The organism is Fusibacter sp., assembly GCF_057447755.1.
In genome coordinates this window covers 1-13,727 of sequence record NZ_JBVBZF010000073.1, presented here as the reverse complement: position 1 = coordinate 13,727, position 13,727 = coordinate 1, and the positions used below count along the sequence as shown (strand labels likewise).

Here is a 13,727-nt window from a genome sequence, read left to right as displayed (position 1 = left end):
GCTGAACTGATATTGGAAAGCTGTTCAACTGACGAGAACTGAGCCATTTGATTGATATATTCAGAGTTATCCATTGGACTAAGTGGATCCTGATGCTGTAACTGCACTGTCATGAGTTTTAGAAAAGCATCTTTATCTAGGGTTTGATTCTTCTGTCTTTCGGTATTTTTAGCGTCATTGCTAATTGCATTTAATTTTTCGATTTGTGATTCTGTAAACGAGCCACTAATTGGAAATGCCATTATTTCACCTCCTATGCATAATAGTTAATCGTTGACGACTCATAGCCATCATTTTGATAGTTTGATACATTTAATAAGGTATCTGTAATATTTTCCACTTCTTCAAGTGGTGATATTTTCTTTGATTTTGAATTCTGTTTAAAATTAAACTGTTGTTCTTGTTCTTTCTTTCCAGAATCAATAGAGACATTGATTTGATTCAACTGATAACCCTTTTGTGATAAAGATTGCTTTAAGTTATCAAGATTTGATTCAACTGTGGCTTTTACCATTTCATTTTCAACATTAATTTCCGCTTGCACAATGCCTTTATGGATTGAAATTTTAAGCTCTAGGCTACCAAGCTGTTCTGGTTTTAATTTCATGAGCATATGCGAACCATTGTCATCTAACTTTATATTGGCTTTGACTGAGTCTAATATCTGATTGAAGATATTTTGTCTAAGTGTTGGGCCATTTGTGTTTTGAGTCCCGTTAGTAATTGAACTTGGCTGCTTCATTGTAATTTGATCTAAAATAGTATTGGTTTCTGAATTACTTTTTGTAATTACAAGATCTCCATCGCTGGAAACGGCTACAATCGTTTCCGTTTGTTCAGCATTTGAGTCGCCATCGCTACCTTTATCACTGGCACCCATGTTCTCAGAAGTCGTAATCACTTTGGATGTTTCATCTTTACTTAAAACAATTTCAGGTATTGGCTTTTGATCAGATTCAACTGTTTTAACACCTTCAACACTCGCTTTAACCTCTGATCCTTTTACATCAGTTGATACTTTGTCTGTCTGATTGCCATCCCTTACAAGAATCGCTTTTACTTTTTCAAGTAGGTCTGGCGACGTTTCTTTAAGAGGGGCAACATCTTGATCGCTTGCGTTAGACGTTTCTACCTCAAGAGGTTTTGTAGAAGTATTTGTCTCATTCAATAGAAATTCAAGCTTTTCAGCGAATACTTTTACGAACGTCTGATCTTTTGATTCAAGTTCATTTGAATTATTTTTAAGGGTTTGCAACAAACTTTCTAATTGTGTTTTTAAAGTTTCCAACAATTTGGGATCGATTTCTTCGCTACCCTTTAAAGATGAATCAATTTCAATTTGACTCATACTTGTGCAAATGTCCTGAAAAATAGTTTCATCTACATTGCCTGTTGTAATCAACTCTTGAAGTTGTGTCAAATCAAGCCCTAAAAGTGCTGTCAACTGATCTAACTCGTCCTCTGTAACTTTGAGTTTTTTTATGAGATCGCTTTTGACATCTGCTTCATCAGTTTCAATTTCTTCAGATTCTGTAGAAGCCTTTTTAGTGGTCTTTACTTCTGATTTTTTCTGAACAACCTGACTTTCAACATCTTCAGGCTTTTGATTGAGATTATTTTCTGCCACATTATCCGTTTTTTCACGGATATTGTTTTTAGTCGTTTCCACTGGTTTTGTCTCGGTCTTGCTCGGCTCAAAGGTATTACGCTTAATGCTTTGAGAAGCTTCTGTTTGAGTCGAGACATTACTTTGAAAACGCTTATTCATTACATCACTAAAATTGTTTGTTTGCTTTTCTAAATTTGCTTGGCCAGTTTGTTTAAATACATTGAGAATTGACATATTATTTTGCAATTCTCGCGTGTACATGGTCACCTCCTAATTTTCTGGTAATGCTAGCTTGCGCGTTAGTTCCGATGATATGGTCTTATCCAATAGCGAAAGAATCTCTGCCTTCTTTGTTTCAGGGAAACTTTTAAGAATTTCTAGCATCAACTTTTCATCGCTTATTGAGATCAAATCACCATTGTTGAGCTCATATACTTTTGATGGAGACGCATTAAGCATCATGTTTTTTATGATGTCTGCAACCTTATCCGTTCCCATCTTAGAATAGACTTTAACGAGCTCACTTACATTATCGTCAAACTCTCTATAAATCTTTAACGATTTTAAGACATCTGGCGTAATATTATCAACATTTTCATTGAGCAATTCATTTTCTTTCATTTTCTCAATAACTTGAAAAACAAAAGTATCATTTGATGACTTGGCGAGTACTTCACCAGCCTTCATAGGCCCCATATTTTTATAGATTACAGCAAGCTCATCAATGGTATAAGCCTTGGTGTCACCGATTGTATTTATAAGTGTTGAAGGATTTTCTGATCGATAAACGCTTGCGACCTGTACAAGCTCTGTGTTCTTGCGTTCAATTTCGTTATGCTTTTGCTTAATACTTAAATTTTTATTCTCACTTAGGAATGAAAATATCTTATTGCGATCTACTTCGTCTAATCGATATAATATTTTTTCAGCATCTTGATCAGACATGTTTTCAAACAACAAGGCTGCATCTTTATGGCCGTTGATAGAGGCCGCAATTACTTTATCAATTTCAATCATGGCAGAAGAGACTGGCAATGAAGCAATATAATCTGCATTAGATTTAATATCGGCAGCCTTCTCCTCCTCAATCTTTTGAACGGTTGTTATTACAGCATCTTTGCTGAGCCCCAGTCCCCTGATGGTTTCAAGAATATTTTTAGTTTTATTGGGATTAATTCGAATCATATCCTTAATGACTTCATCGTAGGCCTTGGCATCTTCACCCCTTAAAACAAGTAGCTTATCTACTGCACGATCTTCGGTAATTGTCAGCATGTAGTCAGAAATAGTTCTAATTTTTGACATTTCTTCAGCCTGTGTTGGAAAATTATCAAAATACTGTCCCACAGGTCCAGGCACTTGTGACATAACACCATTTACACTTAATTTAAAATCCTTATTGAAATAATATAAAGTTCCAACTGCAAGAACAGGCGTAATAAATAATATTAGTAAAACGATTAAACAACCCAACTTGCCACCACTTTTTTTAGATTCTTCTGCACTGTTTTCATCTACTTGTTGAACTGGTTGTTTTTCTGCCATTATTCATCACCTTCTTTTTTATTATTCTTGTAGTTCACAATTTCTTCTATAACCTTTGCATCCGCCTTGTTAAACTCTTCTATATAGGTCTGAAAATCTTTTTCTTTAACCTTCTCCATGACCTTGCGTTCTTTCATCGCTTCAATAAGCAAGGCTTTAATTCGTTCGATTTCAACTTCAACGGATTTCAACAACTGCATTTGTTCTTTAATGTGTTTTTTATAATATTTCTTTCCTTGGTCAATTTCATGATATGCCATTTTGCGGCCTTCTCTTAGGCCATCTTGAATCCAGATTGAATATTGGTCGAGGCTCGCATTAAGTTTATCAATGCGGTCTAATATGACCTGTCTCTTTTGAACCTGCTTCGCCAAGTCGTTTTTGAGATTTTCTTCCTTATCAAGTCGCATTTTTAATACGCTCTCGTATCTGAATCTAAACTTTTTCATAAATTAACCCTGGGCTTATTAAAGTATAAGCGCTTCCATTTTTTGAATAACATCATTGAACTCTGTTTTTTCATTGGTTCTCTGCTTTAAAAAATTATTGAAATCATCAATTTTGCTGATGGCCAAATCAATATGAGGATTACTTCCTTTTGCATATGCACCTATACTAATAAGGTCTTCAGAACCCTTGTAAACCGCTAAAATTTCTTTAAAGCGCATGGCAGCCAAAAGATGTTGCTCATCTATGATATTTGGCATGACACGGCTTGCACTTTCCAATATGTCAATCGCCGGGTAATGCCCTAAAGAGGCGAGCTTCCTAGTCAAAATAATATGACCATCCAGAATACCTCTGGCAGCATCAGAAATCGGTTCATTGAAGTCATCACCATCTACTAAAACCGTATACAATCCCGTTATGGAACCAACGGATGAATTCCCTGCCCTCTCGAGCAATCTTGGGAGGACCGCAAATACAGACGGTGTATACCCCCTCGTAACAGGCGGTTCTCCTATTGCAAGTCCAATTTCTCTTTGCGCCATTGAAAAACGGGTCACAGAATCCATCATCAAAACGACGTTTTTCCCTTGATCTCTAAAGTATTCTGCAATCGAAGTGGCAATTAAAGCTGCTTTTACCCTTACAAGTGCAGGTTGATCTGATGTCGCCACAACAACAACCGATCGCTTTAAGCCATCCTCGCCCAAATCGTTTTCAATGAACTCACGCACTTCTCTACCACGCTCGCCAACCAGTGCGATAACATTAATATCAGCTTGAGTAAACTTTGCAATCATACCAAGCAGGGTACTTTTACCTACACCTGAACCAGCAAATATACCAATCCGCTGCCCTTTACCACAGGTCAAAAGTGAATCAATCGCTCTAATCCCCAGTGGCATTGGCGATTCAATCTTATCACGCTCTAGTGGGTTCGGCGGATTATTATTGGCCGGATATTTATATGTTGCCTTTGGCTTATAAAGCCCATCTATCGGGTTACCCAGACCGTCTAAAATTCGCCCCAGTAAATCATCCGAAACATCCACCTGTAAATCATGTCCTGTGGAAATGACTTTACTACCCGGTCCAATACCGGCCATATCGCCTAAAGGCATTAAAAGGACTCGGTCATCTTTAAAGCCAACAACTTCGCCCTTTAAAGGTGGTCCGTTTTTAATAGGGTAAATTTCACACACTTCCCCTATTTCAACAGCCGGTCCTATAGATTCGATCATGAGTCCAATTATTTTAGAAACACGGCCACTATATTTTAACAAGGCGTTGTCCCTCAAGGCATTTTTGTATTTCATCAAATCGATCATGATATATCCCTACTCACTTTTTAAAAGATCCTCAAACATTTTTCGAATTTGCTCAAATTGTGTCCAGACACTACTGTCAATACTGCCCGAATCCGTATCTATGATGCAACTTCCATTTTTTAGTGAAGAATCTTGTTTTATTTCGATATCATCAACTTTCTCTGTCATTGCAACAATCATTGGTTTAATACTCAACACATGGCTATAATCTTCACTGGACACGCGCAAGGTAAGATTTTCAGTTTTATTGACGCGCTTAACAGCCTCTTGAATCAAAGCTTCAATGAGATGAGCATCTTCTTCAACTTTTTTGTTCAGAATTTTTTCGATGGATTCTAGAACAATCTCAATCATTTCTTTTTCTGATTCCTTCATCAAGACTTCTTTTGCCTTCAACCATTCATTTTTAAGGGCAAGCGCTTCATCTACAATGGCTTTAGAAGTTTCACTACTATCTCTCATAGCAGCTTCGTAACCTTCCTCATATCCCTGATTCCTCGCTTGCTCCATGATGCCCTTGGCCTGATCATAGGCATCAGCAATAATATTATCACTGCTTTGCTGTGCTGTTTTTAATTTTTCTGCCGCCTCAAGATCTGCTTCATCTAAAATAGATTCTGCCTCTTTTCGTGCTTCCTCAATTATTTCATTGGCTGCCAATGTATGATTAATATCAACGTGGGCAGCCAATTCTTCTTCCAGCTCTGTCTCTTTATGATCCGTCGCTTTTTCAATTTTTGTGGAAAGCACAAATGCCTTATCATCTAGAATTACCCTTGAGGACTTAAAAACCTTAGACAATTAGCTCATCTCCTCCGCCTCTAGCGATAATGATTTCATTTGCTTCTTCTAGTTTTCTAATAATATTAACAATTTTCTGTTGTGCTTCTTCAACATCTCTAAGACGAACAGGTCCCATAAAGTCCATGTCCTCTCTGAGCATTTCAGACATACGTTTTGACATATTTGCAAAGATGATTTCCTTAACTTCATCAGTAGCACCCTTAAGCGCAACTGCGAGTTCACTGTTATCAACCTCACGAATAAATCTCTGAATACCAACGCTGTCAAGATTAATGATATCCTCGAATACGAACATTTTCTTACGAATCTCTTCAACGAGCTCTGCATTTTGAATTTCAAGTGTTTCAAGGATGTATTTTTCAGTTCCTCTATCAACCGATGTAAGGATATCAACAATACATTGGATACCACCAGTTGCTGAGTAGTCTTGAGTTACCATAGAAGACAGTTTTCTCTCAAGTACAAGCTCAACCTCTTTGATGATCTCAGGCGACGTACTCTCCATGGTTGCAATTCTCTGAGCAACATCGGCCTGTTTTTCCTGCGGTAATGCCGAAAGCACCTGAGCAGCCTGATTGGCATTGAGATAAGATAATATGAGCGCTAGGGTTTGAGGATGTTCATTCTGTATAAAGTTAAGCAACTGAGTTGCATCTGTTTTTCTAACAAAGTCAAAGGGCTTAACTTGCAATGACGAAGTAAGCTTGTTGATGATTTCAAGTGCTTTTTGTGAGCCCATTGCTTTCTCGAGTACTTCTTTGGCGTAATTGATACCACCCTCAGAAATAAACTCTTGAGCAAGACAAACTTGATAGAACTCTTCAAGCACAGATTCACGCTCTTCAGGAGAAATTTTACTCACATTCGCAATTTCAAGCGTCAGTTCTTCTATTTCATCGTCATGCATATGACTGAAGAGTGTTGCCGACCGCTCTGGTCCTAGTGCGATTAGGAGTATTGCGGCTTTCGTTTTTCCAGACATTTTACCTTTTTTCGTTGCCATACGCCCTCCTAATCTTCATTGAGCCATGCCCTTAATAGAGCAGTTGCCGCTTCTGGATTTGCATCCACAAATTTTTCAATATGGTATTTTGGACTACCTTTATCTTCAGCTTCGCCGCCAATCTCTTCAAGTTGAGCTTTGACTTGCTGTGCTTTTTGTCTTTCTTCTTCTTCAAGTGCCGCTTTCTTAGCTCTGCTTCTTCTGATAATGATGATGGTTGCAATTATAGCAGACAAGGTTATAAATGCAATTAAGATGAGTGCCCATAACGGAATACCAAACACAAGGCCAGTCGTATCTGTACCAGTATAGACATCGTAATTCGCCATTGGATCTGGGAACTCTTGAACGACTATCCTAATATTATCTCGCCCAGTGCCTGCTGACATGGCAATTAGATCCACCAGTTCATTATAGTGATCATCCGTCATTGTCCCGTCCACAAGCGACTTAGAGTTGACAATAACACCAATTGACATATCTGTAACCGTACCTTGAGCCTTAACAATCTCCCTATAGATTTCGTTAAGCTCATAATTTAAGGTATCACTTGCCTTTTGGTATGACGAATTATTTGTTCCTGATTCCACAGTCGACGTTACAGTACCACCATTTGTATCTGTCCCTGGTGCACCAACAGCGCCTGTGCCATTTACGACATTTTCTGTGATCTTAGTGGCACTTCTCAGCATGCCATTGACTTCGCCTTCTATCGGCGGGCTAAAGACACGTTGCGTTTCAGTCTGTTGATTAAAATCTAAGGTTATATGAGGTTGAACCTCAACGTTTCCAATACCGTATAACTTTTCAAGGAAGACCGTTAAATCATTTTGAATTTGATATTGAGTCTTAACCTGTAGATCAAATTGACTGTTGGCCGAAAAAGACTCATTATTTTCAGGATTGTTAAGTTGAACGCCTGTACTGTCGATAACGGTAACATTCTCAGGTGTCAAATCTTTAACTGAACTCACCATCAAATTGACAATGCCGTTAACCTGAGCTTCATCAAGGGTATAGCCCTTCTTTAACATTAAAACAGCTGACGCCTTTGACATCACCTTATCTGCCATAAAGTAGTTGCTATCCTTCGGAATCTGCAAAATTACTGTGGCATCATCCACAGCAGTAATGGTTTCGATGGACCTCTCCACAGCTGCTGCAGTGGCTTGAATGTACATCTGATCTCTCGTTTGAGAGGTCATGGTAATTGATTCATTACTAAAGACATCAGACCAGCTAAAGTTACTTGCCTGAGCTTGAACAGCCAATTCCATTCTGGCTTTTGAAACATCACTTTTGGGCACAAGAATAACTGAGGCATCATTTTCATCTTTCCAAGAAATCCCCAGTTCATCTAATTTCGCTGTAATAGCTTGGGCGTCAACTGGTGTTACACCTCTTGCTATTTCAACATATTCAGTTCTCGTGAGTGTTAATATTAGAAAAGTAACCGCAAGGACCGCCAAGACAATTCCCGATATCAACATAATTTTTCTATTTCGGTTTAAGCCAGAATAGAAGGTTGTAATCCTTTCACGGATTCTATTTAATAAATCTCCCATTAACGCACCCCATAAAGTGATAATTTATCTTTTTTATAATTGTAATCTCATGATTTCATTGTATGCTGCTAATACCTTATTTGTTACCTCAACAGCTAAGTTGATGGTCAAATCCGCTTTCATACCCGCAATTGTCACATCGTGGATATTATCGATCTCGCCTAAAGCGAACAAGGTGTCCATCTTCTCAGATTCGACTTGATAGTCACTAACCTTTTGTAAATTCCCCACCAACAAATCTTGAAAATTGAGGCCATTGTCTTTGAGTTCCTTGTTGACATCAATCAATTTTTGATTGGTTTGTATTATCGAATTATTAAGTGGTGATATTGCCATTTAACTCACGCCCCTTATTTACCAATCTCTAGTGCTCTCATGGCCATACTTTTCGTATTGCCAATAGAAGTAATATTTGCCTCATATGCCCTTGATGCTGAAATCATATTAATCATTTCGTTGACAATTTCAACATTTGGCAGGCTGACGAAACCATCTGCATCTGCATCTGGGTGGTTTGGATTATACTCTTTCTTGAACGGCGACTGATCTTCTGAGATCCCTGCAATTTCAACTCCGTTTCCGGTTTGAAAGGCATTATTTGCCTTGCCGAGTGCTATTGCAAACGCATCGGGCTCTTGCTCTCTAAAGATTGCAATTTTTCGTCTGTAGGGTGTACCACTCGCAGTTCTTGTGGTATTCGCATTTGCAATATTTTCGGAAATCAGATCCATTCTCAAACGCTCAGCAGTTAGACCACTGGCACTTACATTTATCGAATTAAAAAAACTCATTTTGCACCTCTCTTATGGAAACATCAAATAGGTTACTTGTTGATTCTCAATGCCGTTTTTAGGCGATTATACTGCCCATTTATTTCAGTAATCAGAGAATTGTAATAGATCGTGTTCTTTGCGAGTTCAGCATTTTCAACATCTATATCGACGTTATTGCCGTCCACTCTGTAGCTTGTATCTTGTACTTTCTCTGTGACGATTGTGCCTGAATTATATGGGTCCATGTGTCTTGCATTGGTTTTTGTCATATTCACACTCGAGTTCAAATTCATTTCAGATCGCAAAACATCTTCAAAATTTACAGTGTCTTTTTTGTAGCCTGGTGTATTTACATTGGCAATATTATTTGCAATGGCACTATTTTTCATCCATGAACCATCAAGTGCTTTATTCATTAAGTTAATATAATTAAATGAACTCTTAAACATGCTTACACCCCTTTACGCTTTGATAATTTACTTATCGGTATCTATCACAAAAATATTAAATATATCAAAATATGCATTTTATAGCATAGACAAATTGCATAACACAACATATACCTCTCTAGTTTTTATTTTAACCCATATATTGTAGAAAATAAAGCGTTTTTAACAGATTGATGCCTATATTCATTATTTTTAGGACTTATTTCTTATATAATAATTATGATTGCGCCTTATGCTTTTAAATTCAAAATTATTTTTTATAATTGTCAGCCATATTCTAATCCATAAAAGGCATTCCAAAGTACGCTTCATACCTATTAAGACAAAAAGGATTGTCCACGAATGGACAATCCTATATTTAATACTTATTAACTAAAGAATGCTTTTATCAAATTCTGATAAGATTAATTTTTTAACTTTTGAAGTTCTACCAATAGACAATCATTTAAGACCTTAATATAAGTGCCCTTCATTCCTAATGATCTCGTTTCAATTACACCAGCACTTTCAAACTTTCTAAGCGCATTGACTATAACAGATCTTGTAATGCCTGCTTTGTCAGCAATTTTACTTGCAACCAATAGACCTTCTTCAGAGTTCAACTCCTCAAAAATGTTGATGATCGCTTCAAACTCAGAATAAGAAAGTGTGCTGATTGCCATTTGTACGATTGCTTTTTTACGAGCACTCTCTTCATGCTCATCGCTCTTCGCACGCATGATTTCAAGGCCGATGATTGTAGCGGCATATTCAGCCAAAATTAAGTCGTCTTCTAAATAACTTTCTTCTCTTCTTGCTATGATAAACGTTCCCACTCTTTGGGCATTCCCTATGATTGGAACGATCGTTACAAATTTAGAATAGCTGTCGATATCATTTTTAAAGATACTCACGAGTTTATCTTCAGTGACATTAAACATTGACTCACTGATTTTCATTAGTTCCTCGTGGTCTTCACTGCTAAAAAACTTTTCGCCAACGTCAGAACTGATGACTGCGCTGTCTTCGTGGTCATATAAACTCACACCTAAAATTTTGCCTTTTTTGCTTACTACATATACGTTTGAATCCAATATATTCATCATAGTATGGCATAGATCCTGAAAAGATAAATGCGATGCACCAGATGTCTGCAAAATGCCATTGAGTCGTCTCATTTTATTTAATATATTACTGTTAAGCATTCTTTCCTCCTTAATTTTCTTCTTTATAATCGCAATTTGCGTTATGACATTTTATAAAATCCTGTTTTTTCGTTTTCTTATGAACAAGGATATCACCACATTTAGGACATTTCTTATCAACGGGTTGGTCCCATGATACAAAATTACATTTTGGGAACTCAGAACAACCATAAAAATTCTTTAATTTCTTGGTTTTTCTTTCTATTATTTCGCCAGTTTCACACTCAGGACACTTAATGCCAAGTGATTTTAAAATCGGCTTAGTATTGTCACATTCAGGGTAATTTGAACACGCTAAGAACTTTCCATAACGGCCATGTCTTATCAACATCATTTCACCGCATTTATCACAAGGGATATCCGTTTCCTCAGTCAAGTCCACTTTTTCAATCGCTTCATCGGCATTTTTAAGAAGCGGATCAAAATCACCATAGAAATCTTTAATAACTTGTTTCCATAATTCAGAGCCCTCTTCAACACCGTCAAAGCGTTGTTCCATGTTTGCTGTAAAAGTAACATCAACAATCGTCGCGAAATATTCGCCCATTATTTCATCAATAATAAAACCAAGCTCAGTCGGTTTTAGATTTTTCTTATCTTTTTCCACATAGCCTCTGCTCAAAATGGTTGAAATTGTAGGTGCGTAGGTACTCGGTCTACCAATGCCCTTCTCTTCCATTTCTTTAACCAATGATGCCTCTGTAAATCTAGCAGGTGGTTGTGTAAAATGCTGTGTTTTGTCAAAGGCTTGAACCTTAAGAACTTCATCAACGCCTAATTCAGGCAACAACTTGTCTGTTTGCTTGCTAAAAGTATACACCTTTAAGAAACCATCAAAAATAAGTTTACTTCCTGTGGTTTTAAAGAGATATGAACCAACCTTTGCTTCAATTGAAAGGCCTTCAAACTCAGCACTTGCCATTTGAGATGCTACGAATCTAGACCATATAAGATCATAAAGTTTATACTGATCTTTTGAGAGTGATTCTTCAATGGTCTCTGGTGACAAGTCAACGTAAGTAGGACGAATTGCTTCATGCGCATCTTGTGCGGCTTTTGAGACTTTTGCCTTCTTTTCTTCACCACCAAGATATTCTGCACCAAATTGCTCAGAAATAAGCGCTCTACAGCTATCTTTTGCAACATCTGATATTCTAACACTGTCTGTACGCATATAAGTGATTAAACCAATTGCGCCTCTGCCTTTTACATTGATCCCTTCATACAATTGCTGTGCAAGCATCATGGTCTTCTTAGTGGTAAAACCAAATCGATTTGATGCTTCCTGCTGCAAAGAACTCGTAATAAATGGCGGGGCTGGATGTCTAAACTTCTTTTTAGTTTCTACAGAAGTTATATGGCACTTTTCTGAAGCCATCGACTTTATAATCCCATCAACCTGCTTTTCGTTTTCCAATTCAATTTTACCGGAATCATCACCGTAAAACTCAAACGAAATAGGATCTTTACTCGCTTTTAAAGTTTTAAGTTCAATTTTCCAAAACTCTTTAGGCATAAATGCCAATATTTCTCTTTCACGATCACAGATTAATTTTGTTGCAACAGATTGAACTCGACCTGCACTTAATCCTTTCTTGACTTTACGCCATAGAATTGGACTAATAGAGTAGCCAACGAGTCGATCTAGCACTCTTCTTGCCTGTTGAGCATCAACTAAATTTATATCAATCTCTCTAGGATTTTTAACAGCGGTTTTCACAGCCTCTTTTGTTATCTCATGAAAAGTGACCCTACAAGCCTCATCATTAGGAATTCCTAAAATAAAGGCGAGATGCCAAGCGATTGCTTCGCCTTCTCTATCGGGGTCAGTTGCAAGATAAACTCTATCCGCTTTTTTAGCTGCTGTCTTAAGGGATTTGATTAAATCACCTTTACCTCTTATATTAATGTATTTCGGATCAAAGTCATCTTCAATGTCTACTCCCATTTTACTCTTTGGCAAGTCACGGACATGACCAATAGAGGCAACCACTTTGAAGTTCTTTCCCAAGAACTTTTCGATGGTTTTTGCTTTAGCTGGGGATTCAACAATTACTAAATTATAGGACATATATCAACACTCCAAATTATATTCAAGTTGTGGTTATCAACTGTACCTAATAAATTTATATATATTTACCTATCTTGTCAAGTCTTTTCTACTTTATTTGTATCTCGTCAATACTGACAAATTCGCAACACTCATTGAATACCAATTCCGCAATAACAGCATTAACCACACCCATATCAACCCTTAGAAAGTGTTGTAAATCCACAATTCTTGCTCTTTTATTTTCACCAAGCATTTTATAGACGCGTCTAGAATTTTCTGATAATTCGCACATATTTGTATTTGTAAATTTTTTTTCTTTTTCCCAGTTCATGCATGAAATAATGTCTTCAAAGTCAATAAGTGGGATGGCCCCATCATAAATTAACTGATTGGTTCCCCTTGCATTATTTTGATATATATTACCCGGTACTGAAAAAATCACACGTCCATGTTCCAGCCCATACCTTGCTGTAATTAAGCTACCACTTTTTTCTGAAGCCTCCACAATTACGATGGCATCTGCCATCCCGCTGATCAATCTATTTCTCAAGGGAAAGTGATATTTCATGGGTTGTTCACATAAAGGACTTTCTGAAATTATAAGGCCATTTGATTCCAAAATAGCTTGATATAATCGCTTGTGGCTTGAAGGATAGGCACGATTCACACCAGAGGCCAAAACAGCACTTGTCTTTCCCCCAACACTTAAAACCCCCTCATGTACGATTCCGTCGATACCAAGCGCCAAACCACTTACCACGTTGATACCCTGCTCCCCAAGAAAACGCCCCAAGGCCATGGCGACTTTCTTACCATATATAGAGGGGTTTCTCGTCCCTACAACCGCAACTGACTTTTCAGAATTCAAAAGTGCTTTATTGCCCTTATAGTAAATCAAATCCGATAGGGGTTCAAACATTTTGAATCGGTTTGGATAGTTAATGTCACGTGGTGTGGTATATAAAGT

14 protein-coding genes are annotated in these 13,727 nt (G+C 37.4%); all 14 read right to left on the bottom strand.

Going from position 1 to position 13,727, the window contains the following annotated elements; genetic code table 11:
* On the bottom strand, window positions 1-242 hold a 242-nt coding region (locus AC220I_RS10555), incomplete at its 3' end, for a flagellar hook assembly protein FlgD (protein WP_486723792.1).
* Between the two features lie 11 nt (window positions 243-253).
* On the bottom strand, window positions 254-1,870 hold the full coding sequence (locus tag AC220I_RS10550; protein ID WP_486723791.1) for a flagellar hook-length control protein FliK: 1,617 nt from the start codon (window positions 1,868-1,870) through the stop codon (window positions 254-256).
* 9 nt (window positions 1,871-1,879) lie between these two features.
* Window positions 1,880-3,154 carry a MotE family protein gene (locus AC220I_RS10545; protein ID WP_486723790.1) on the bottom strand — a complete coding sequence of 425 codons (1,275 nt, stop codon included), beginning with the start codon at window positions 3,152-3,154 and terminating at the stop codon, window positions 1,880-1,882.
* Window positions 3,154-3,603 (bottom strand): flagellar export protein FliJ, encoded by a 450-nt coding sequence (gene fliJ / locus AC220I_RS10540; RefSeq protein ID WP_486723789.1) that lies wholly within the window; start codon window positions 3,601-3,603, stop codon window positions 3,154-3,156. Before fliJ ends, AC220I_RS10545 begins: the two co-directional genes overlap by 1 nt.
* Window positions 3,604-3,621: 18 nt before the next feature.
* Window positions 3,622-4,929: a flagellar protein export ATPase FliI gene (fliI, locus tag AC220I_RS10535; RefSeq protein ID WP_486723788.1), complete on the bottom strand. Its 1,308-nt coding sequence runs from the start codon at window positions 4,927-4,929 to the stop codon at window positions 3,622-3,624.
* A 9-nt stretch (window positions 4,930-4,938) separates the two neighbouring features.
* The gene (locus AC220I_RS10530; RefSeq protein ID WP_486723787.1) at window positions 4,939-5,730 is read right to left on the bottom strand and encodes a FliH/SctL family protein; all 792 of its coding nucleotides are present in this window, start codon (window positions 5,728-5,730) and stop codon (window positions 4,939-4,941) included.
* Window positions 5,723-6,736 (bottom strand): flagellar motor switch protein FliG, encoded by a 1,014-nt coding sequence (fliG, locus tag AC220I_RS10525; protein ID WP_486723786.1) that lies wholly within the window; start codon window positions 6,734-6,736, stop codon window positions 5,723-5,725. Before fliG ends, AC220I_RS10530 begins: the two co-directional genes overlap by 8 nt.
* Before the next feature lie 8 nt (window positions 6,737-6,744).
* Window positions 6,745-8,301, bottom strand: coding sequence for a flagellar basal-body MS-ring/collar protein FliF (gene fliF, locus AC220I_RS10520; RefSeq protein ID WP_486723785.1), 1,557 nt, complete (start codon window positions 8,299-8,301; stop codon window positions 6,745-6,747).
* Window positions 8,302-8,334: 33 nt separating this feature from the next.
* Window positions 8,335-8,637, bottom strand: coding sequence for a flagellar hook-basal body complex protein FliE (gene fliE, locus AC220I_RS10515; RefSeq protein ID WP_486723784.1), 303 nt, complete (start codon window positions 8,635-8,637; stop codon window positions 8,335-8,337).
* Window positions 8,638-8,651: 14 nt separating this feature from the next.
* Window positions 8,652-9,092, bottom strand: a complete 441-nt coding sequence (flgC, locus tag AC220I_RS10510; RefSeq protein ID WP_486723783.1) for a flagellar basal body rod protein FlgC — start codon at window positions 9,090-9,092, stop codon at window positions 8,652-8,654.
* A 32-nt stretch (window positions 9,093-9,124) separates the two neighbouring features.
* On the bottom strand, window positions 9,125-9,523 hold the full coding sequence (gene flgB / locus AC220I_RS10505; RefSeq protein WP_486723782.1) for a flagellar basal body rod protein FlgB: 399 nt from the start codon (window positions 9,521-9,523) through the stop codon (window positions 9,125-9,127).
* A gap of 404 nt (window positions 9,524-9,927) precedes the next feature.
* Window positions 9,928-10,707 carry a GTP-sensing pleiotropic transcriptional regulator CodY gene (codY, locus tag AC220I_RS10500; RefSeq protein ID WP_486723781.1) on the bottom strand — a complete coding sequence of 260 codons (780 nt, stop codon included), beginning with the start codon at window positions 10,705-10,707 and terminating at the stop codon, window positions 9,928-9,930.
* A 10-nt stretch (window positions 10,708-10,717) separates the two neighbouring features.
* Complete coding sequence (gene topA / locus AC220I_RS10495; protein ID WP_486723780.1) at window positions 10,718-12,778, bottom strand: type I DNA topoisomerase; 2,061 nt, start codon at window positions 12,776-12,778, stop codon at window positions 10,718-10,720.
* Window positions 12,779-12,866: 88 nt separating this feature from the next.
* The coding region (gene dprA / locus AC220I_RS10490) for a DNA-processing protein DprA (protein WP_486723779.1) at window positions 12,867-13,727 on the bottom strand (861 nt) is incomplete at its 5' end.

Excerpts from the sequence above, each read along its gene's own strand:
- AC220I_RS10550 (WP_486723791.1), bottom strand. The coding sequence starts at position 1,870 with ATGTACACGCGAGAATTGCAAAATAATATGTCAATTCTCAATGTATTT.
- flgB (WP_486723782.1), bottom strand. The coding sequence starts at position 9,523 with ATGTTTAAGAGTTCATTTAATTATATTAACTTAATGAATAAAGCACTT.
- fliE (WP_486723784.1), bottom strand. The coding sequence starts at position 8,637 with ATGGCAATATCACCACTTAATAATTCGATAATACAAACCAATCAAAAA.
- codY (WP_486723781.1), bottom strand. The coding sequence starts at position 10,707 with ATGCTTAACAGTAATATATTAAATAAAATGAGACGACTCAATGGCATT.
- fliI (WP_486723788.1), bottom strand. The coding sequence starts at position 4,929 with ATGATCGATTTGATGAAATACAAAAATGCCTTGAGGGACAACGCCTTG.
- fliJ (WP_486723789.1), bottom strand. The coding sequence starts at position 3,603 with ATGAAAAAGTTTAGATTCAGATACGAGAGCGTATTAAAAATGCGACTT.
- AC220I_RS10545 (WP_486723790.1), bottom strand. The coding sequence starts at position 3,154 with ATGGCAGAAAAACAACCAGTTCAACAAGTAGATGAAAACAGTGCAGAA.
- flgC (WP_486723783.1), bottom strand. The coding sequence starts at position 9,092 with ATGAGTTTTTTTAATTCGATAAATGTAAGTGCCAGTGGTCTAACTGCT.
- fliG (WP_486723786.1), bottom strand. The coding sequence starts at position 6,736 with ATGGCAACGAAAAAAGGTAAAATGTCTGGAAAAACGAAAGCCGCAATA.
- topA (WP_486723780.1), bottom strand. The coding sequence starts at position 12,778 with ATGTCCTATAATTTAGTAATTGTTGAATCCCCAGCTAAAGCAAAAACC.
- fliF (WP_486723785.1), bottom strand. The coding sequence starts at position 8,301 with ATGGGAGATTTATTAAATAGAATCCGTGAAAGGATTACAACCTTCTAT.